Source organism: Enterobacter cloacae complex sp. FDA-CDC-AR_0132, from assembly GCF_003010695.1.
Lineage (GTDB): Bacteria > Pseudomonadota > Gammaproteobacteria > Enterobacterales > Enterobacteriaceae > Enterobacter > Enterobacter ludwigii.
The window spans coordinates 1,931,188-1,951,707 of sequence record NZ_CP027618.1; the positions used below are offsets into that span (position 1 = coordinate 1,931,188).

At 54.6% G+C, this 20,520-nt stretch carries 19 protein-coding genes; 14 read left to right on the forward strand and 5 right to left on the reverse strand.

From position 1 onward, the window contains the following. Positions 1–10: 10 nt before the first annotated feature. Both malF and malE read right to left on the reverse strand, forming a co-directional pair. Positions 11–1,555: a maltose ABC transporter permease MalF gene (gene malF / locus AM379_RS09360; RefSeq protein ID WP_020882850.1), complete on the reverse strand. Its 1,545-nt coding sequence runs from the start codon at positions 1,553–1,555 to the stop codon at positions 11–13. A 66-nt stretch (positions 1,556–1,621) separates the two neighbouring features. Next, positions 1,622–2,812 carry a maltose/maltodextrin ABC transporter substrate-binding protein MalE gene (malE, locus tag AM379_RS09365; RefSeq protein ID WP_020882849.1) on the reverse strand — a complete coding sequence of 397 codons (1,191 nt, stop codon included), beginning with the start codon at positions 2,810–2,812 and terminating at the stop codon, positions 1,622–1,624. A gap of 372 nt (positions 2,813–3,184) precedes the next feature. Between malE and malK the strand changes: the two genes are divergently transcribed. The 5 genes from malK (at position 3,185) to ubiA (ending at position 8,306) form a co-directional block, all read left to right on the forward strand. Then, positions 3,185–4,294: a maltose/maltodextrin ABC transporter ATP-binding protein MalK gene (malK, locus tag AM379_RS09370; protein WP_014168196.1), complete on the forward strand. Its 1,110-nt coding sequence runs from the start codon at positions 3,185–3,187 to the stop codon at positions 4,292–4,294. Between the two features lie 42 nt (positions 4,295–4,336). Beyond that, entirely contained in the window at positions 4,337–5,689 is a 1,353-nt protein-coding gene (locus tag AM379_RS09375) for a maltoporin (protein WP_032679381.1), read from the forward strand. A 115-nt stretch (positions 5,690–5,804) separates the two neighbouring features. Continuing rightward, positions 5,805–6,746, forward strand: coding sequence for a maltose operon protein MalM (malM, locus tag AM379_RS09380; RefSeq protein WP_032679382.1), 942 nt, complete (start codon positions 5,805–5,807; stop codon positions 6,744–6,746). Between the two features lie 180 nt (positions 6,747–6,926). Further along, entirely contained in the window at positions 6,927–7,424 is a 498-nt protein-coding gene (ubiC, locus tag AM379_RS09385; RefSeq protein WP_032679383.1) for a chorismate lyase, read from the forward strand. Positions 7,425–7,436: 12 nt separating this feature from the next. Next, the gene (ubiA, locus tag AM379_RS09390; RefSeq protein ID WP_025206398.1) at positions 7,437–8,306 is read left to right on the forward strand and encodes a 4-hydroxybenzoate octaprenyltransferase; all 870 of its coding nucleotides are present in this window, start codon (positions 7,437–7,439) and stop codon (positions 8,304–8,306) included. A gap of 64 nt (positions 8,307–8,370) precedes the next feature. On the opposite strand, the gene plsB is transcribed toward ubiA, so the two are convergent. Further along, on the reverse strand, positions 8,371–10,791 hold the full coding sequence (gene plsB, locus AM379_RS09395; RefSeq protein WP_020882845.1) for a glycerol-3-phosphate 1-O-acyltransferase PlsB: 2,421 nt from the start codon (positions 10,789–10,791) through the stop codon (positions 8,371–8,373). A 154-nt stretch (positions 10,792–10,945) separates the two neighbouring features. Between plsB and AM379_RS09400 the strand changes: the two genes are divergently transcribed. The 4 genes from AM379_RS09400 to AM379_RS09415 all read left to right on the forward strand — a co-directional run bounded on the left by AM379_RS09400 (position 10,946) and on the right by AM379_RS09415 (position 13,761). Continuing rightward, positions 10,946–11,314 carry a diacylglycerol kinase gene (locus tag AM379_RS09400; protein WP_014168202.1) on the forward strand — a complete coding sequence of 123 codons (369 nt, stop codon included), beginning with the start codon at positions 10,946–10,948 and terminating at the stop codon, positions 11,312–11,314. A gap of 108 nt (positions 11,315–11,422) precedes the next feature. Continuing rightward, positions 11,423–12,031 carry a transcriptional repressor LexA gene (gene lexA / locus AM379_RS09405; protein WP_014168203.1) on the forward strand — a complete coding sequence of 203 codons (609 nt, stop codon included), beginning with the start codon at positions 11,423–11,425 and terminating at the stop codon, positions 12,029–12,031. Between the two features lie 63 nt (positions 12,032–12,094). After that, on the forward strand, positions 12,095–13,432 hold the full coding sequence (gene dinF, locus AM379_RS09410) for an MATE family efflux transporter DinF (protein ID WP_106503634.1): 1,338 nt from the start codon (positions 12,095–12,097) through the stop codon (positions 13,430–13,432). 119 nt (positions 13,433–13,551) lie between these two features. Further along, on the forward strand, positions 13,552–13,761 hold the full coding sequence (locus tag AM379_RS09415; RefSeq protein ID WP_014168205.1) for a CsbD family protein: 210 nt from the start codon (positions 13,552–13,554) through the stop codon (positions 13,759–13,761). 48 nt (positions 13,762–13,809) lie between these two features. Here the strand turns inward: AM379_RS09415 and zur are convergent, their stop codons facing one another. Continuing rightward, positions 13,810–14,322: a zinc uptake transcriptional repressor Zur gene (gene zur / locus AM379_RS09420; protein WP_032679385.1), complete on the reverse strand. Its 513-nt coding sequence runs from the start codon at positions 14,320–14,322 to the stop codon at positions 13,810–13,812. Between the two features lie 115 nt (positions 14,323–14,437). Between zur and AM379_RS09425 the strand changes: the two genes are divergently transcribed. From AM379_RS09425 to pspG, 4 genes are all read left to right on the forward strand, one after another. Then, entirely contained in the window at positions 14,438–14,926 is a 489-nt protein-coding gene (locus tag AM379_RS09425) for a cupin domain-containing protein (protein ID WP_032679386.1), read from the forward strand. A gap of 221 nt (positions 14,927–15,147) precedes the next feature. Beyond that, entirely contained in the window at positions 15,148–16,407 is a 1,260-nt protein-coding gene (gene traF / locus AM379_RS09430; protein WP_247609182.1) for a conjugal transfer protein TraF, read from the forward strand. Between the two features lie 82 nt (positions 16,408–16,489). Then, positions 16,490–17,485, forward strand: a complete 996-nt coding sequence (gene dusA, locus AM379_RS09435) for a tRNA dihydrouridine(20/20a) synthase DusA (protein WP_032679388.1) — start codon at positions 16,490–16,492, stop codon at positions 17,483–17,485. A gap of 136 nt (positions 17,486–17,621) precedes the next feature. Continuing rightward, positions 17,622–17,864: an envelope stress response protein PspG gene (gene pspG, locus AM379_RS09440; protein WP_020882842.1), complete on the forward strand. Its 243-nt coding sequence runs from the start codon at positions 17,622–17,624 to the stop codon at positions 17,862–17,864. Between the two features lie 185 nt (positions 17,865–18,049). Here pspG and AM379_RS09445 read toward each other — a convergent pair whose 3' ends face one another. After that, positions 18,050–19,033, reverse strand: a complete 984-nt coding sequence (locus tag AM379_RS09445) for a quinone oxidoreductase (RefSeq protein ID WP_014168211.1) — start codon at positions 19,031–19,033, stop codon at positions 18,050–18,052. A gap of 66 nt (positions 19,034–19,099) precedes the next feature. Between AM379_RS09445 and dnaB the strand changes: the two genes are divergently transcribed. Further along, positions 19,100–20,512, forward strand: a complete 1,413-nt coding sequence (gene dnaB, locus AM379_RS09450; RefSeq protein WP_008503375.1) for a replicative DNA helicase — start codon at positions 19,100–19,102, stop codon at positions 20,510–20,512. The last annotated feature ends 8 nt before the right edge of the window (positions 20,513–20,520 follow it).

The following is a 20,520-nucleotide window of genomic DNA, read 5'->3' on the forward strand; positions in this document are numbered from 1 at the left end:
TGTGCCCTCCTTAGTCGAATTTCATGCGTGTTGCTTTCAGGTTCACAATCGCCAGAGCGCCAACCAGCAGGAAGATCAGGGTGGCAATCGCTGCCGCCAGACCGAAGTCCTGACCGCCGCCGCCTTCGAAGGCGATACGGTAGGTGTAGCTGACGAGCAGGTCGGTATAGCCTGCCGGCGTGGTGGTGCCAAGACGGTCAGGCCCACCGTTGGTCAACAGCTGAATCAGCACGAAGTTGTTAAAGTTGAAGGCAAAGCTGGCAATCATCAGCGGCGTCAGCGGCTTAATGAGCAGCGGCAGCGTAATCTTAAAGAAATTCTGGAACGGACCCGCGCCATCCATTGCCGAGGCTTCGTACAAATCGTCCGGAATCGCCTTCAGCAGGCCCATGCACAGGATCATCATGTACGGATAACCGAGCCAGGTGTTCACGATGATAATCATCGAGCGGGCGGTGATTGGGTCGCTGAACCAGGCCGGTTTGATGCCGAACAGCGCGCTCAGCATCATGTTGATTTCACCGAAGCTCTGGTTAAACAGCCCTTTGAAAATCAGAATCGAGATAAACGACGGGACGGCATACGGCAGAATAAGCAGCACGCGGTAAATGGCTTTCCCTTTCAGAGATTCCCACTGCACCAGACACGCCAGCACCATGCCCACGGCAACGGTCAGGATCACCGTCAGTATGGAGAACACTACGGTCCAGACAAAGATGGCGAAGAACGGTTTCTGGATCCCTTCATCGGTGAAGACGCGGGTGAAGTTGTCCCAGCCTATCGTCACGGTGTAGCCCGGGCTGAGCTTGTCATCACCCCATTTGCCATCAGCCGTAATGGACTGGTAGAAACCAATGTCGTTGTTTGGACGGTACTTTACGCCGCTCTGGTTGTTGGTCAGCGTGCCGTCGTCCGCCAGCGTATAAAGCGGTTGTGTTCCGGAGAACTGGCGCAGTGAACTCATGGTCACTTTGCTTTCGTCCGGCAGTTGGGCGGTAAGCTGCGTCAGTGCCTGACGGTTCTGCGTAATGATGCGCAGGTTAGCGCGTTCGCCTTCCGGCAGGGCCGCAGCCTCTTTTAAGGCCAGCTTCTGCTCGCCGCCAAATTTGAAAGCGTCGGAGACATAATTTTTGCCGGTTTCTTCGTCAGTGAGTGCTAACTTCCACTCGCTGCCCGCAGGATACAGGCCGAAGTTAAAGGTTTTGCCCGCCTGATAAGAGCGGTCCATCAGCACCTGTTGGGCGCGTTCCTGCGCAAGCTGGTTGGTGCTGCTGTAGTTGGTGAACGCGATAGCAATGGTACAAATCAGCGGGAACAGGACAAACAGACCCATCCCGGCCACGCCCGGGTAAACATATCGCCAGGCATAGGCTTTACGGTTGGCGAAAATATACAGGCCAGCAGAGCTTAAAATCAGCGTCATGATGGCGAACAGATATTCCCCTTGTACGTACATTAAAACAACAAGGTAACCCACCAGCAGACACAGCAGACCCATTACAGACCACTTCAGGGCAGAGCTTTGCCACCAGTGTTTCTTTTTAATGACATCCATGGGGTTCTTCCTCTACAACACATTTTGTTCTCCCTCTCTCCGCAGGGGAGAGAGGGGATAAAAGCCTTACTTCGTGATACGACCCTGAGCATCTTTCAGCGCAGCATCAACCGTCTGACGACCGCTTGCTGCGTTGATGACGGCGGTACGGGTGGCGTACCAGAACGCTGCCATTTGTGGGATGTTCGGCATGATTTCGCCTTTCTGGGCGTTATCCATGGTTGCCGCGATACGTGGGTCTTTCGCCAGCTGATCCTGGAAGGATTTCAGCGCAACCGCGCCCAGCGGTTTGTCCTTGTTCACTTCATCCAGACCCTGATCGGTCAGCAGGTAGTTTTCCAGGAACTCTTTCGCCAGCTCTTTGTTCGGGCTGGCAGCGTTAATACCTGCGCTCAGCACGCCAACAAACGGTTTAGACGGCTTGCCTTTAAAGGTTGGCAGCAGGGTTACGCCGTAGTTGATTTTGCTCTTGTCGATGTTGGTCCAGGCCCACGGACCGTTGATGGTCATCGCGGTTTCGCCTTTGTTGAACGCCGCTTCTGCGATGGAGTAGTCGGTATCCGCGTTCATGTGTTTGTTTTTGATCAGGTCAACCAGGAAGGTCAGGCCTGCTTTCGCGCCAGCGTTGTCCACGCCCACGTCTTTCACGTCATATTTGCCGTTTTCAAATTTGAACGCGTAACCGCCGTCGGCAGCAATCAGCGGCCAGGTGAAGTACGGTTCCTGCAGGTTGAACATCAGCGCGCTCTTACCTTTCGCCTTCAGCTCTTTATCCAGTTTCGGGATCTCTTCCCAGGTTTTCGGTGGGTTGGGTACCAGATCTTTGTTGTAAATCAGAGACAGCGCTTCTACCGCGATTGGGTAAGCGATGATCTTGCCGTTATAGCGAACGGCATCCCAGGTGAACGGGTACAGTTTGTCCTGGAAAGCTTTGTCCGGCGTCACTTCAGCCAGCAGACCCGACTGGGCGTAGCCACCGAAACGGTCATGTGCCCAGAAGATGATGTCCGGACCGTCACCCGTTGCAGCAACCTGCGGGAATTTCTCTTCCAGTTTGTCCGGGTGTTCAATGGTAACTTTGATACCGGTGTCTTTCTCGAATTTCTTGCCCACTTCGGCCAGGCCGTTATAGCCTTTATCGCCGTTAATCCAGATAACCAGCTTACCTTCTTCAATTTTGGCGAGAGCCGGTGCGGAAATCATCATTGCTGCAAGGGCGGACAATGCGAAAACGCGTGCGCCAGTCTTGATCTTCATATCTGCCATCCTTTTTTGGTGATGTGCTCGTGGATACACTGAGGTGGTTCAACGTGACTCAGTCTCCTTATTTGACATCCTCTTTCCATCCTCCCAACCCCTACGCCCCACCCCCCGTTTGTGTGATCTCCGTTACATAAATTTAAGTTATGAGTGCTGGCGCACATAAAAACACAGTGAATTTTGCAGGTGGCTTCACGAATTTCGCCTCAGCCCTCCAGCGGCGGTCGCAGAGCCTGCTCTCTCATCCTCCCGCCTCCTCCCCCATAAAAAAGCCGGGGGGTGGAGGATTCACGAAAGTAATGGATACCCCATAGTGAACTTATCTTGAATGTTTCTGTCGGTGACAGGTTGTAACGAAGGGAGAAGGGCATGGCGAGCGTACAGCTGCGTAATGTAACGAAAGCCTGGGGTGACGTTGTGGTGTCGAAAGACATCAATCTGGACATCCACGAAGGTGAATTCGTGGTATTTGTCGGCCCATCTGGCTGCGGTAAATCAACTCTGCTGCGTATGATTGCCGGTCTTGAAACCATCACCAGCGGCGATTTGCTGATTGGTGATACCCGAATGAATGACATTCCGCCTGCCGAACGTGGCGTCGGCATGGTTTTCCAGTCTTATGCACTCTATCCCCACCTTTCCGTAGCCGAGAACATGTCCTTCGGTCTGAAGCTGGCGGGCGCGAAAAAAGAGGTGATTAACCAGCGCGTCACGCAGGTGGCGGAAGTGTTACAGCTGGCACACCTGCTTGAGCGTAAACCAAAAGCCCTTTCTGGTGGTCAGCGTCAGCGTGTGGCAATTGGCCGTACGCTGGTCGCCGAACCGCGTGTGTTCCTGCTCGATGAACCGCTTTCTAACCTGGATGCCGCCCTGCGCGTCCAGATGCGTATCGAAATCTCCCGTCTGCACAAACGTCTTGGCCGCACGATGATTTACGTCACCCACGATCAGGTCGAAGCGATGACGCTGGCCGACAAAATTGTGGTGCTGGACGCCGGTCGCGTGGCGCAGGTGGGTAAACCGCTGGAGCTTTATCACTACCCGGCAGACCGCTTTGTTGCGGGCTTTATTGGCTCGCCAAAGATGAACTTCCTGCCCGTCAAAGTGACCGCGACAGCCATTGAACAGGTACAGGTGGAGCTGCCAAACCGTCAGCAAGTGTGGCTGCCGGTCGACAGCGCCAACGTACAGGTGGGGGCCAATATGTCCCTCGGTATTCGTCCTGAGCATTTACTGCCGAGCCACATCGCCGATGTGACGCTGGAAGGTGACGTTCAGGTCGTCGAACAACTTGGTCACGAAACACAGATTCATATCCAGATCCCCGCCATCCGTCAGAACCTGGTCTACCGCCAGAATGACGTGGTGTTGGTAGAAGAGGGTGCCACATTCGCTATCGGTTTGCCGCCAGAGCGTTGCCATCTGTTCCGTGAGGATGGCACCGCATGTCGTCGGTTGCACAAAGAGCCAGGCGTTTAAGCATTCCAATTACAAAGAAAAGCAATGATCTCAGGAGATAGAATGATGATTACTCTGCGCAAACTTCCTCTGGCAATCGCCGTGACGGCAGGCATTTTGTCTGCACACGCGGGTGCCGTGGACTTTAAAGGTTATGCCCGTTCGGGTATCGGCTGGACCGGTAGCGGCGGTGCACAGCAGTGTTTTCAGGCAACCGGTGCTCAAAGTAAATACCGTCTTGGTAACGAATGTGAAACCTATGCGGAATTGAAACTGGGTCAGGAAGTGTGGAAAGAAGGTGATAAGAGCTTCTATTTCGACACTAACGTTGCCTACTCTGTGGCACAGCAGAATGACTGGGAAGCCACCGACCCGGCTTTCCGTGAAGCGAACGTGCAGGGTAAAAACCTGATTGAATGGTTGCCAGGTGCCAACATGTGGGCCGGTAAGCGTTTCTATCAGCGTCATGATGTTCACATGATCGACTTCTACTACTGGGATATTTCAGGTCCTGGTGCTGGTCTGGAAAACATCGACCTCGGCTTCGGTAAACTGTCTCTGGCAGCAACCCGTTCCACCGAAGCTGGTGGCTCCTCTACATTTGCAAGCAACAATATCCGTGATTACACCACCGATACCGCGAACGACGTGTTCGACGTACGTCTGGCTCAGATGGAAGTTAACCCGGGCGGCATGCTGGAACTGGGTGTTGATTATGGTCACACTACCGTAAACGACGACTATTATTTGCAGCCGAAGGCTTCGAAAGATGGCTGGATGTTCACTGCAGAACATACCCAGAGCATGTTGAAAGGCTATAACAAGTTCGTTGTACAGTATGCAACTGACTCCATGACCTCTCAGGGTAAAGGTCTGTCCCAGGGTGGCGGAATCGGCCTTGGCAAAGATGATACCGATGGCAAACTGTATGGTTACGGCATTAACAACAACGGTAGCCTGCTGCGCATCCTTGACCACGGCGCAATTTCTCTGGGCGACCGCTGGGATTTGATGTATGTCGGTATGTATCAGGATATCGACTGGGATAATAACAACGGTACCAAATGGTGGACTGTCGGTGTTCGTCCAATGTTCAAATGGACGCCTATCATGAGCACTCTGCTGGAAGTCGGTTACGACAACGTCAAATCGCAAAAAACTGACGAAACCAACAACCAGTACAAGATCACCCTGGCGCAACAGTGGCAGGCAGGCGACAGCATCTGGTCTCGTCCGGCTATCCGTGTCTTCGCAACCTACGCGAAGTGGGATGAGAAATGGGGCTATGACAAAGCAGGTAGCCCGATCTCTACCAGTTCTGATTACAACTCCAACTTCGGTATGCAGACTGCAGGTCTTGGCCGCGGTGACAGCGATGAGTGGAGCTTCGGTGCCCAGATGGAAATCTGGTGGTAATACGGTAGACCTGACGTAATGACCTAAAAAGAGGGGCGTAAGCCCCTCTATCCTTAGGGCGCTGCGCGCTATTGCCTGGCCACCGCGGTGCTCGCTGCTATCAGAGGTAACAATAATGAAAATGAAGAAAAGTCTCGTCGCGCTGTGCCTCTCTGCGGGGCTGCTGGCCAGTGTGCCAGCGGTGACGTTTGCAGAGGTGAATTTCGTTCCTCAGAATACAACGGCTGCACCGACCGTTCCTGCTTCCGCATTGCAGCAACTGACGTGGACGCCGGTTGATCAATCGAAAACCCAGGCCACCCAGCTTTCAACCGGTGGACAACAGCTAAATGTAGCTGGTATCACCGGACCGGTAGCCGCTTATAGCGTTCCCGCTAATATCGGTGAGCTGACCCTGACGCTCTCCAGCGAAGTGAACCAGCAGACCAGCGTATATGCACCGAATGTGCTTATTCTCGATCAGAACATGGCACCTTCGGCCTTCTTCCCGAGCGAATACTTTACCTATCAGGAACCGGGTGTCATGAGCGCTGACCGTTTGCAGGGCGTAATGCGCCTGACACCAGCGTTGGGGCAACAAAAGATCTATGTGCTGGTGTTTACCACTGATAAAGACTTACAGAAGACCACGACCCTGGTTGACCCAGCGAAAGCTTATGCCAAAGGCACCGGTAATGCCGTACCGGATATCCCAGACCCGATTGCCCGCCACGTGACCGATGGCCTGATCAAACTGAAAGTGTCGACTAACAACGCCTCTAGTGTACTGGTGGGGCCACTGTTTGGCTCATCTGGCCCCGGCCCGGTCACGGTGGGGAACACTGCTGCACCTGTGTATGCCGCACCCGTTGCTCCGGCTGCAACCGCAGCCCCAGCTCCGGCGAAGAAAGCCGAGCCGGTACTGAACGACACCGAAGAATACTTCAATAACGCCATTAAGCAGGCGGTGAAGCGCGGCGATGTCGACAAAGCGCTGAAACTGCTTGATGAAGCCGAACGTTTAGGTTCAACCACTGCCCGGTCCACCTTTATCAGCAGTGTAAAAGGCAAGGGGTAACCGTTTCCCCACAGTGCTGATTTGTTAGTAGTTTAGTGCGCCTGAGTGGGCGCACTTTTTTTGGTGTCACACGGGCTGTTGCGCTCTTGTTGCGATCGTGATCGTTAAATAACGTTTGGCCCCCCTCAATCCGCTTTTCTGCGATACAATGCCATTACGTTATGTATCGGAGAGTCTGGCATGTCACACCCCGCGCTAACGCAACTGCGTGCGCTGCGCTATTTCGACCAAATACCTGCGCTTGACCCGGAGCAACTGGACTGGCTGCTGCTGGAAGATTCCATGACTAAACGTTTCGAGCAGCAGGGCAAAACCGTTACGGTGACCCTGGTTCAGGAAGGGTTTGTCTCTTGCGCTGACATCGCCTCTGAGCTGCCGCTGTTGCCGCAGGAAGAACGCTACTGGCTGCGCGAAATATTACTCTGTGCAGACGGTGAGCCATGGCTTGCCGGACGAACGGTCGTTCCCGAGTCCACCCTTTCCGGGCCAGAACTGGCGCTACAACGGCTGGGGAATACGCCGCTGGGGCGTTATCTTTTCACGTCGTCCGAGCTTACCCGGGATTTTATTGAGATTGGTCGCGATGCCGAACTGTGGGGGCGTCGTTCCCGCCTTCGCCTGAGCGGTAAACCGTTAATACTGACGGAGCTTTTTTTACCGGCATCGCCGTTGTACTAAGAGGAAGAAAAAATGGAGTGGAGCCTGACGCAGAATAAGCTGTTGGCTTATCACCGCTTGATGCGTACAGATAAACCCATCGGCGCGCTGCTGCTGCTGTGGCCGACCCTTTGGGCGCTATGGGTAGCAACACCAGGGGTACCGCCGCTGTGGATCCTGGGGGTGTTCATTGCAGGCGTCTGGCTGATGCGTGCGGCGGGCTGCGTGGTCAATGACTATGCGGATCGTAAATTCGACGGGCACGTAAAACGTACGGCCCATCGTCCGTTGCCCAGCGGGCAAGTGACCGAGAAAGAGGCCCGTACGCTGTTTATCGTACTGGTGCTGCTCTCTTTCCTGCTGGTGTTGACCCTGAACACCATGACCATTCTGCTTTCAGTTGCGGCCCTGGCTCTGGCCTGGGTTTATCCGTTCATGAAGCGCTACACCCACCTGCCTCAGGTGGTGCTGGGCGCGGCGTTTGGCTGGTCGATCCCGATGGCGTTTGCGGCGGTGAGTGAGTCCGTCCCGTTAAGCTGCTGGCTGATGTTCCTGGCGAACATTCTCTGGGCCGTGGCATACGACACGCAATACGCGATGGTAGACCGCGACGATGACCTGAAGATTGGCATTAAATCGACGGCGATCCTCTTCGGACGTCATGACAAGCTGATCATCGGTATCCTGCAGGTTGCGGTGCTGGCGTTGATGGTGACGATGGGTTATCTGAACGGGCTCAACTGGGCGTTTTACTGGGCCGTGCTGGTGGCGGGAATGCTGTTTGTCTACCAGCAGAAGCTGATTGCGAAACGTGAGCGTGAAGCCTGCTTCAAGGCGTTTATGAATAACAACTATGTCGGTCTGGTGCTGTTTTTAGGGCTGGCGATGAGCTACTTTTCGTAAAAAAACGGCAGCCAGAAGGCTGCCGTTTTTGTTTTCATCGCAGGTCATCAGACCGCTGCACGCTTCATTCGCCTTGCGTCGCACTTTCAATCGTTAAACGCACATCAGACGTGATCAGTTCGGCCAGCATCTGGTACACCTTCAGCGTCTCTTCCGGCTCGGCATCGCCCGTATCACTGATAAACCCTTCATCACGCAGCGTCAGCACCAGAGAGCTGAAGACCGCTTTGTCGAAGAATTCCGGGGCGTTAATCCCGTGCAGAACAGACAGGCGCTGTGCCAGCGTCCGGCTCTCTTTCTCGAGCGTACCGCGGTTAATGGACGGATTCGCGCTCAGCAACCAGAAGGTGATAGCGTAGCGCTGCAGCGTTTCACGCGCGCCCGCCGCCAGCAGTTGCAGGGTACGGGACCGTGACGGATTGATATGCAGCTCGTCGTTCGTGACGGTAATCAGCCCCTGACGACGCAGCTCTTCGGTCAGTTTATCCAGCTCAGTCGCCAGTTCGTCCTTGTCCCAGCGCAGGAACAGCTCCGCTTTCAGCATTGGATAGAGCGTTTCAACATGACGCAACAGCTCCTGACGCGAGATGCGACGATGCTGGGTGATGATGGCCGCCATGAGCGAGGGCAGCATCAGCATATGCGCGATGTTGTTGCGATAGTAAGTCATCAGCACCGCCTGCTCGCGCGGGAGAATGATGATGTCGCCGATGGTGTCCTTTTCGACTTCAAACTTGTTCATCTGCAGGGCATGCTCGATAAGCTCGCTTGCCGTGCTTACCGGTACGGTCGAATCCACCGAGTACGGCACGTTGCGCATCATGTCGAGATAGCAATCCAGCTGCTCCGTAAGCTGTTCACGGGTCAGTGAACGCTGACGAGAGGCCAGAAGCGCCGTACAGCACAGGTTCATGGCGTTTGCCGCACCGGCGTTGTTAATACGCACCATCAGTTCAGAGGCGATGCTGTTGACCGTAGGCGTCAGCCAGGCCGGGCGAATCGCTTCGATAGGATCGATAGACTCGCGCCACTCCGGAACATGGTTGTTCAGGTAGGTCATCAGCGGCATCGGCTCGCCAAAGTTGACGTAGCCCTGGCCAAGGTTGCGTAACTTGCTCAGGCCGCGCAGCATCTGCGGCAGGCTCTCTTTCTCTTTGGTCGCACCGCGGAGCTCTTTGGCGTAGGTGCCTACTTCCATCACGTGTTCGTAGCCAATGTAGATAGGTACCAGGGTGATCGGGCGGGTTCCCCCGCGCAGCATCGCCTGAATGGTCATCGACAGCGTGCCGGTTTTAGGATCAAGCAGACGACCGGTACGGGAGCGACCCCCTTCCACGAAGTATTCAACGGAATAACCGCGGCTGAACAGCTCGCCAAGATATTCACGGAATACGGTGGAGTAGAGCTTGTTGCCCTTAAAGGTACGACGGATAAAGAACGCCCCCAGGCGGCGGAAAATCGGGCCGGCTGGCCAGAAGTTCAGGTTAATGCCGGCAGCGATGTGCGGCGGTACCAGACCCTGGTGATAGAGCACATAGGAGAGGAGCAGATAGTCCATGTGGCTGCGGTGGCAGGGGACATAGACAATCTCATGGCCATCATGGGCCAGCTGGCGTACGCGCTCGGCGTTATGAACGTTGATGCCCTGATAGAGGCGGTTCCACGTAAAGCCCAGAATACGATCGGAAAGACGAATCATCTCGTAAGAGAAGTTCGCGGCAATCTCCTCCATCAGTGCAATAGCGTTCTGCTGTGCTTTCTCATGGGAAATCTTTTTGCTACGCGCTTCGTCTTCAACGGCTCTGGCAATCGCTTTGGAGGCCAGCAGCTTGTTGAACAGGTCCTGACGTGCAGGAAGACGCGGGCCGACGGCAGCCAGACGCTGACGGGCGAAGTGCATACGCGCCACGCGCGCCAGTTTTTGCGCGATAATCTTGTCGGTGCCGTGCTCGTCCGCCATACGGCGCAGCGAAACGGACGGGGAGAAACGCACGAAGCTGTCACGTCCCAGCCAGGAGACCGCGAAGAATTTCTGAATACCGTTAAGCATGCGCAGCGGCGGGTTCTCTTCACCTTTCTCTCTGCCCGGGCGGCGACCAAACATCACCGATACCGGCACCATCTGCACATCCAGACCCGGATTGCTGCGGTGCAGGTCGAGATAGTCGTGGAAAAGCTTGATGGACTCTTCCTTTGGCGTGTAATAGGTAAACACGCGCGGCCCGCCGTGAATGAACACATAGCGCGGCAGCAGAGTGCCGTCGACTTCGAGGGGTTCAAGCGGGTCAGGTAAATCATGCGCCAGACACTGGGCGCGAAGCGTCAGTAGGTCTGCCTTCGAGTTATAAGGCAAAACGTACATAATTGGGCGTGACGTATCGAGCCCCAATTCCAGCGCGGGTTCCGCTGGGATAGACTTGCTTTTTACCAGGACGCTTAATGGTAAATTAAGTAATTTGTAGTAAATTCGTGGCCAGCCGGACATAAACGATGTAAAGCCTCTGGTTAATAATGCAATTGCGGCGCAAGGATAACAGAAAGCGCGCAAAATTTCTGTTGTTACCCGTCATACTTCAGGCAGCAGCGAAACACGCTGCGCCTACTGTTACTGACGCTATTTTAATTAAAAGGTTCTTTTAATGGCCAATAATACCACTGGGTTAACCCGAATCATCAAAGCCGCCGGCTATTCATGGAAAGGTTTCCGTGCCGCGTGGGTCAATGAAGCCGCGTTTCGCCAGGAGGGCGTCGCCGCTATCATCGCGGTGATTATCGCCTGTTTCCTTGATGTTGATGCGATTACCCGCGTTTTGTTGATCGGCTCCGTGCTGTTGGTGATGATAGTGGAAATTCTCAATAGCGCTATTGAGGCCGTGGTGGACCGTATCGGCTCTGATTTCCATGAGCTCTCCGGCCGGGCGAAAGACATGGGGTCTGCTGCCGTATTGCTGGCGATTATCACTGCGGTCATCACCTGGGTCACGCTGCTTTGGTCACATTTCCGATAAGCCTCGAGAAATAATTAAGTCCCTGGTTTTTTGTGCAGTTTTTGGTTCCAAAATCGCCTTTGACTGTATATACTCACAGCATAACTGTATATACACCCAGGGGGCGGAATGAAAGCGTTAACGACCAGGCAGCAAGAGGTGTTTGATCTCATCCGGGATCATATCGGCCAGACGGGTATGCCACCCACGCGTGCGGAGATCGCTCAGCGTCTGGGTTTCCGTTCTCCGAATGCTGCCGAAGAACACCTGAAAGCGCTGGCGCGTAAAGGCGTCATTGAGATTGTATCGGGCGCTTCACGTGGCATCCGTCTGCTGGTGGAAGAAGAGACAGGCATTCCGCTGGTGGGACGTGTCGCGGCAGGTGAACCTTTGCTGGCACAACAGCATATTGAAGGTCACTATCAGGTTGACCCGGGCATGTTTAAACCGAGCGCAGATTTCCTGCTGCGCGTCAGCGGCATGTCGATGAAAGATATCGGTATTCTGGACGGCGATTTGCTCGCAGTTCATAAAACCCAGGACGTGCGCAACGGGCAAGTTGTGGTCGCGCGTATTGACGATGAAGTTACCGTTAAGCGTCTGAAAAAGCAGGGTAACACCGTCCAGTTGCTGCCTGAAAACAACGAGTTCTCCCCGATTGTGGTGGATCTCCGCGAACATAACTTCTCTATTGAAGGGCTGGCTGTTGGGGTTATCCGCAACGGTGAATGGCTGTAATCATGTCATAACAGGCTACGGACCTGCCGTAGCCTGATTCAATCTCCACTGCCGGTATTTTTCATGTCACTGCTGACGACATCAGATAAAGCATTGTGGCGTCTTGCACTGCCAATGATTTTTTCCAATATCACCGTCCCTCTGCTGGGACTGGTAGACACGGCTGTTATTGGTCATCTGGATTCCCCCGTTTATCTGGGCGGCGTCGCGATCGGCGCGACGGCAACCAGCTTCCTTTTTATGCTGCTGCTCTTTTTGCGCATGAGTACCACCGGGCTTACGGCTCAGGCGTATGGCGCAAAAGATCCGTTGCGTCTGGCGCGTGCGCTGGTACAACCCTTGATCCTTGCCCTGGGCGCGGGTGCGCTGATCGTGGTGTTGCGCACGCCACTGATTGATCTGGCGCTGCATGTCGTTGGCGGGAGCGAGGCGGTACTTGAGCAGGCGCGACGCTTCCTTGAAATTCGCTGGCTCAGCGCGCCCGCATCACTGGCGAACCTGGTCCTGCTTGGCTGGTTACTCGGCGTGCAGTATGCCCGTGCGCCAGTCATTCTGCTGGTGGCAGGCAATCTTCTCAACATCGTGCTTGATATCTGGCTGGTGATGGGTCTGCATATGAACGTGCAGGGCGCCGCGCTGGCGACGGCAATTGCAGAATACGGTACCTTTTTCATCGGCCTGTGGATGGTCTGGCGCGTGCTGGCCCTGCGCGGTATCTCACTTGCGATGCTCAAAACCGCGTGGCGCGGTAATATCCGCACGCTGCTGGCGCTTAACCGCGACATTATGCTGCGCTCGTTACTGCTTCAGCTCTGCTTTGGCGCGCTGACGGTCTTTGGGGCGCGACTTGGGCCGGAGATCGTCGCGGTTAATGCGGTCCTGATGACGCTGCTCACCTTTACCGCGTATGCGCTGGATGGCTTTGCCTATGCCGTTGAAGCCCATTCCGGGCAAGCGTATGGCGCACGCGAAAGCGGCCAGCTCCGCGAGGTGTGGCGGGCCGCCTGTCGTCAGTCAGGCCTGGTGGCGCTGGCGTTTGCACTCATTTACGCCTGTCTGGGTGAACAGATCGTTGCCTTACTCACCTCCCTCCCATCGCTGCGCGAACTGGCGAGTCACTATCTCTTCTGGCAGGCAATCTTACCGGTGGTGGGCGTGTGGTGTTATCTGCTGGACGGCATGTTTATTGGCGCGACGCGAGGTGCGGAGATGCGCAATAGCATGGCGGTCGCTGCGGCGGGATTTGGTCTGACGTTGCTGACGCTGCCGTATCTGGGCAACCACGGTTTGTGGCTGGCTCTGGCGGTTTTCCTCGCGTTACGTGGTCTGTCGCTGGCCTTTATCTGGCATCGTCACTGGCGAAATAATACCTGGCTGCCTTCCCGCCACGATATATCGTGACGGTTAAAGATTCCGAATATAAAAACAACTGCCGGATCCTTAACTACAATAATTATCACGTCCAGCAGAAAAGAACGAAGCGGACGAAACTTACAGACGCTTAACACGAGGACACGATTATGAATAAAGACGAAATCGGCGGCAACTGGAAGCAGTTCAAAGGTAAAGCGAAAGAACAGTGGGGTAAGCTGACGGATGATGATATGACCATCATCGAAGGTAAACGCGATCAGCTGGTGGGTAAAATTCAGGAACGTTACGGCTACGAGAAAGATCGTGCTGAAAACGAAGTGAAAGACTGGGAAACCCGTAACGATTATCGCTGGTAATCCTTTACTCCCCCTGAGGGCGGCTACGGGCCGCCTTTTCTTTTGCCGTTAACGCGGCTTTTTCTTCACCAGTACCGAATGGTCGTGCTGGCACTCATCCTGGTGTCGACAGGCTTCTACCTCTACGCAGGCTGCGCACAGGCCGTGCGCTTCAATCACGTTATGACGCAACGCAAAGCCCATTTTGGCTGCCAGCGTATGCATAATATCTTCAACGCCTTCCGCACCTTCTTCCTTCACGCTGCCGCAGCGATCGCAGATAAACATGGCCGACGTATGGGTTGGCTGATCGAACAGATGGCACAGCACATAGCTGTTTGTCGATTCAACTTTATGCACAAAGCCCTGTTCCAGCAGGAAATCCAGCGCGCGGTACACCGTTGGCGGTTTAGCCTGTGGCTCGCTTTCGCGCAGCAGATCAAGCAGATCGTACGCGCTGATCGCGCCCTGCTGCAGGCTCATCAAACGTAATACTTCAAGGCGCTGCGGAGTCAGGCGCACATTGCGTTGCACGCACAGCTTTTCTGCCTGCGCTAACAGCTCTTTTGTGGACTTATCCATTTAGCACCCCGGATGTTATAGGCTGGAAAACCCCCACTTTATCATGTTCTGCTAAAAACACCGAGATCCGCCAGGCTGTGCTATACCTGACGCAACGCAATCCGGGGAATAAACGATGAAAAGACCTGACTGTATTCGACACTGGCGCGACGTAGAAGGCGCAGATGACTCAACCTATCCCGACAGTAGTGAACGTTTTTCCATTGGCGCACCGCTGGCGCGTAAGCTCGGCCTTGGACGCATTGGTATACACCATGAGCGCTTACCGCCAGGCCGACGGACCTCTTATCCTCATGCTGAAAGCGACGAAGAAGAGTTTATCTACGTGCTTGAAGGCTACCCTGAAGCCTGGATTAACGGATATTTATGGAAACTTGAACCTGGCGACAGCGTGGGCTTTCCCGCCGGAACCGGGGTCTGTCATACCTTCATCAACAACACCGACGAGGAGGTACGGCTCCTGGTGGTGGGTGAGGCCAACAAGAAGCATAACCGTATCTATTACCCGCTTAATCCGGAGTACGCCGCCACGCGTGACGATCGCTGGGTAGACCACCCTCCTCAGTTTTTTGGGCCGCACGATGGAAAACCTGGGAAAAAATAATTTCCTCTTCTATAAATATTGAGGGCCGTCACAAATAACAACAGGCCTGGCGGGAATTTAACTTAAGGAAATAGCGGGTCTTTTTGCACTTATTCACAGCAATAGTTCGTTCCTGTTTGGGAGATAACAGACAGGGGTTATTTAATAACAGACTATAAGACGAGCATACTGTGAAAAAACATTTTAAATTTTCGGTGGTTAGCATCGCTGTCTCCTTGTTTATGGCAAATCAGGCGGGAGCAGCCAATACCTGGACAGAATCACGTAGCGACGCCATGGGGGGGACGGGTGTCGCGGCCGGAAACTATGGCAGCGGGGCGTTAATCAACCCTGCGCTACTGGCGAAGGCGAAACCGGACGACGATGTGACGGTCATTTTACCGTCCGCTGGCGTGCAGGTGACTGATGAAGACAATCTTCAGGATGAGATTGATACCATCAACGATAAAATCAACCATTACAAAGACGTGGTTGATAACCTTACACCGATTGAGATCATTACCAACCCGTTAGGTTCCATCAACCAGTTCCAGGGCGCGGCGAAAGATCTCGCCGATGAGCTGGATTATCTCAAGGGCAAAACGGCACGCGCCACGGCGGGTGCGGGGATAGCCGTCAGTATTCCTAACGATGTCCTTTCCGTGGCCTTTATGGCTAAAGGCTATGCCCACGGACGCGTCAGTTCTTCTATTGATCAGCAAGATATTGATTACCTGCGCGGTATTCAACGCAGCGATGCGGTGGCTGCCGGCGTTGCACTGGACGCTGCGCTGAACGGCACCGATCAAATCACGAAAAACCTCAACTCAACGGCGTCTGGCCGGGCGGCAATTGTCTCCGACTATGGTATCGCGGTGGCGCGTCAGTTCGAGCTTGGCGGTGTTCCGGTATCTGTTGGCGTCACTCCAAAACTGCAAAAGACCTGGGTCTATAACTACACCACCTCCATTTACGATTATGACAGCAACAAGTGGAACGACAGCCGCTACCGTACTGACGACACCGGCTTTAACGTTGATGCCGGTATCGCGGCCGATTTTGGTGAGCACTGGACGGTCGGCGTGAGCGGGCAAAACCTGATGTCACGCGATATCGACACCAAAGACATTCGCATCCGCAACGGGCGCACGGGGGAGGTGGTGAGCTATAAAGACACCTACCAGATCCGCCCTCTGGTTACCGTGGGTGCCGCCTGGCATAACGATCTGGTGACGTTAACCGCCGATGGCGATCTGACGGAAACCAAAGGCTTCAAAAGCGAAGACACTTCTCAGTATGTTGGCGTAGGCGCCGAAGTGACGCCGCTGAACTGGCTGGCGGTGCGTGCGGGTTTCCGTGCTGACATGAAAGGTAACGACAGCAATGTCTTTACTGGCGGTGTCGGTTTTGCACCGTTTAACACGGTCCATGTCGACCTGATGGGCCTGTACGGTGAAGACGAGACCTGGGGCGCAGGCGCCCAGCTGAGCATGACCTTCTAAAGTGCACCGGAGGCGCTGCGCCTCCGGCTTTTCTTTGTGCTATAGTAGCGCCCCCTTTTCACCAGATGCTTAAAACTTCGCCATGTCGTCAGAATTACAGACTGCTTTCCCTGCACACCGTTTCTCCATTGCGCCGATGCTCGACTGGACGGACAGACACTGTCGCTACTTCCTGCGTCAGCTCTCCCGCCATACGTTGCTGTACACCGAAATGGTGACCACCGGAGCAATTATTCACGGAAAGGGCGACTATCTGGCCTACAGCGAAGAAGAGCATCCGGTTGCGCTGCAGCTTGGCGGTAGCGATCCCGCTGCGCTGGCGCAGTGTGCGAAGCTTGCAGAAGCGCGCGGCTATGACGAGATTAACCTTAACGTTGGCTGTCCGTCTGATCGTGTGCAGAACGGCATGTTCGGCGCGTGTCTGATGGGCAATGCATCCCTGGTGGCAGACTGCATCAAGGCGATGCGCGATGTGGTTTCTATTCCGGTGACGGTCAAGACCCGTATCGGCATTGACGACCAGGACAGCTACGAATTTCTCTGCGATTTTATCAATACGGTCTCCGGGAAAGGCGAGTGCGAGATGTTTATCATCCATGCGCGTAAAGCCTGGCTCTCCGGACTGAGCCCGAAAGAGAACCGTGAAATCCCGCCGCTGGACTACCCGCGCGTGTACCAGCTAAAACGTGACTTCCCGCAGCTCACGATGTCGATCAACGGCGGCATTAAATCGCTGGAAGAGGCCAAAACACACCTGGAGCATATGGATGGCGTAATGGTCGGGCGCGAGGCGTATCAAAATCCAGGCATTCTGGCGACGGTCGACAGGGAAATCTTTGGCGTTGAAGGCGCAAATACCGACCCGGTGGCCGTGGTACGCGCCATGTATCCCTACATTGAGCGTGAGCTGAGTAACGGGACGTACCTTGGTCATATCACCCGTCATATGCTGGGCCTGTTCCAGGGGATCCCGGGAGCACGCCAGTGGCGTCGCTACCTTAGCGAGAACGCGCATAAAGCCGGTGCAGATATCGAGGTGCTGGAACACGCGCTACGTCTGGTCGCTGATAAGCGATAATTTTCGCTAAAAGATCGTCAAATTCACCACGCCTCGCACACCCGTGCGGGGCGTTTTGCTTTAAGAACAGCGGGTTATGGTTGGCATGATTCTTGTAATGATCGCGGTATCATTTGGGAACGCGTGGGAGAGCACCATGTTAGAACTACTTTTTGTGATTGGCTTTTTTGTCATGCTGATGATGACGGGTATTTCCCTGCTCGGGATTCTGGCGGCTATCGTCGTGGCGACGGTGGTCATGTTTATCGGGGGATTATTTGCCCTGACGCTGAAGCTCCTGCCGTGGCTGTTGCTGGCCATTGCCGTGGTGTGGGTGATACGGGCGATTAAATCACCAAAACTGCCCACTTATCAGCGCAATAACCGTTTTCGTTACTAAGGTATTGAGGTGTTCGTCACATACCTGCAACTTTTCCGGCAGCATTGCTTAGAACAGAATAGGATTTACTTATCGAATCTGTCACTATGACTGCCGCTAAAGAATTCATCGAGCTGTACCCTACATACAGCCGAATTAAAAAAAAGAAAGGGCTTCCCATGGGAAGCCCAATTTCTTTTTAGGGGTCAGGGAATTAACAGACTTGAACCCTGTGTTGCTCTGCTCTCCAGCACCTCATGTGCTCGCCTGGCATCGGTTAGTGCGTATTTCTGCGCCTCCGCCACATCCACTTTAATCACGCCGCTGGCGATCAGCGAAAAGAGCTCGTTGCTGGCCTCGATCAGCTCTTCCCGGTTAGTGATATACCCCTGCAGGGAAGGGCGAGTCACATACAGCGACCCTTTCTGGTTGAGAATGCCAAGATTAATGCCGGTCACGGCGCCCGAGGCGTTGCCGAAGCTCACCATCAGCCCGCGACGCTGCAGACAATCCAGCGACGCCTCCCAGGTATCTTTACCCACCGAGTCATAAACCACGCGCACCTTTTTGCCGTTGGTTATCTCTTTGAGGCGCTCAGCAATGCTCTCTTCACGGTAGTTAATCACCTGCCAGGCGCCGGCCTGAAGCGCGCGCTGGGCTTTTTGTGCACTGCCCACCGTGCCGATAAGTTTTGCACCGAGCGCTTTGGCCCACTGACAGGCGATCAGCCCCACGCCGCCCGCTGCGGCATGAAACAGGAACTGCTCGTCAGGTTTGATCTCATAGGTTTTGCGCAGCAGATAATAGACCGTGAGTCCTTTCAGGAATGAGGCGGCCGCTTGTTCAAACGAGATGGCATTTGGCAGAAGGGCGGCTTTATCGGCCGGCACGTTGTGCACGGAGCTGTAGGCACCCAGCGCGGATTGCGCGTACACCACGCGATCGCCCTCTTTAATATGCTTAACGGCACTGCCCACTTTGAGCACGACGCCTGCCGCTTCCGTTCCCAGTCCGCTTGGCATGGAGGGAGGCGGATAGAGACCGCCGCGAATATACGTGTCGATGTAGTTAATGCCGATGGCTTTGTTTTCAACCTGAACTTCGTTTTCACCAGGCGCTGCGGGGGTAAACTCCACCGCGTTTAACACTTCTGGCCCACCATGTTTCTGGAATTCAATGCGCGTTGCCATGCTCCCTCCGTCAGAAAAATATGGTAATCTTTCGACCCACTCTTTATCTCGGTAACTCCATTCACTATGGCAGGAAACAAACCCTTCAACAAACAGACTGAACCTCGCGAGCGTGATTTCCAGGTCGCAGGATTAAAAGTCCCGCCGCACTCGATTGAAGCGGAACAGTCGGTGTTGGGCGGTTTAATGCTGGATAACGAACGCTGGGACGACGTCGCCGAGCGCGTGGTGTCCGAGGATTTCTATACCCGTCCGCACCGTCATATCTTTACCGAAATGGCACGTCTGCAGGAGTCGGGCAGCCCGATTGACCTTATCACGCTCGCGGAATCGCTGGAGCGTCAGGGGCAACTGGACAGCGTGGGTGGGTTTGCTTACCTGGCGGAACTGTCAAAAAACACGCCAAGTGCGGCGAATATCAGCGCTTATGCCGATATCGTGCGCGAACGTGCAGTTGTTCGTGAGATGATCTCGGTGGCGAATGAGATCGCCGAAGCCGGTTTTGATCCGCAGGGGCGTACCAGCGAAGACCTGCTTGATCTGGCCGAGTCCCGCGTCTTTAAAATCGCGGAAAGCCGGGCAAACAAAGACGAAGGCCCGAAAAATATCGCTGATGTGCTTGATGCTACCGTCGCGCGTATTGAGCAACTGTTCCAGCAGCCGCACGACGGTGTCACCGGCGTGAACACCGGCTATGACGATCTCAATAAGAAAACCGCGGGTCTGCAGCCGTCAGATTTGATTATCGTTGCGGCGCGTCCCTCCATGGGTAAAACGACATTTGCGATGAACCTCGTCGAAAATGCGGCGATGTTGCAGGACAAGCCGGTTCTTATCTTCAGTCTTGAGATGCCATCAGAACAGATCATGATGCGTTCTCTGGCGTCGCTGTCGCGCGTGGATCAGACCCGTATCCGTACCGGCCAGCTCGACGATGAGGACTGGGCGCGTATCTCCGGCACCATGGGTATCCTGCTGGAAAAACGGAATATTTATATCGATGACTCCTCCGGCCTGACGCCGACGGAAGTGCGCTCCCGTGCGCGCCGTATCGCCCGTGAACATGGCGGCATTGGCCTTATCATGATTGACTACCTTCAGCTGATGCGCGTGCCGTCGCTGTCCGACAACCGTACGCTGGAAATCGCGGAGATTTCCCGCTCGCTCAAGGCGTTAGCCAAAGAGTTGCATGTGCCCGTGGTGGCGCTGTCGCAGCTTAACCGCTCCCTGGAACAACGTGCTGATAAGCGCCCGGTCAACTCCGACCTGCGTGAATCGGGCTCCATCGAGCAGGATGCCGACTTAATCATGTTCATCTACCGTGACGAGGTTTATCACGAGAACAGCGACCTGAAAGGGATCGCCGAAATTATTATTGGTAAACAACGTAACGGCCCTATCGGTACGGTACGTCTGACCTTTAACGGACAGTGGTCGCGTTTCGACAACTACGCCGGTCCTCAATATGATGATGAGTAATTTCTAAG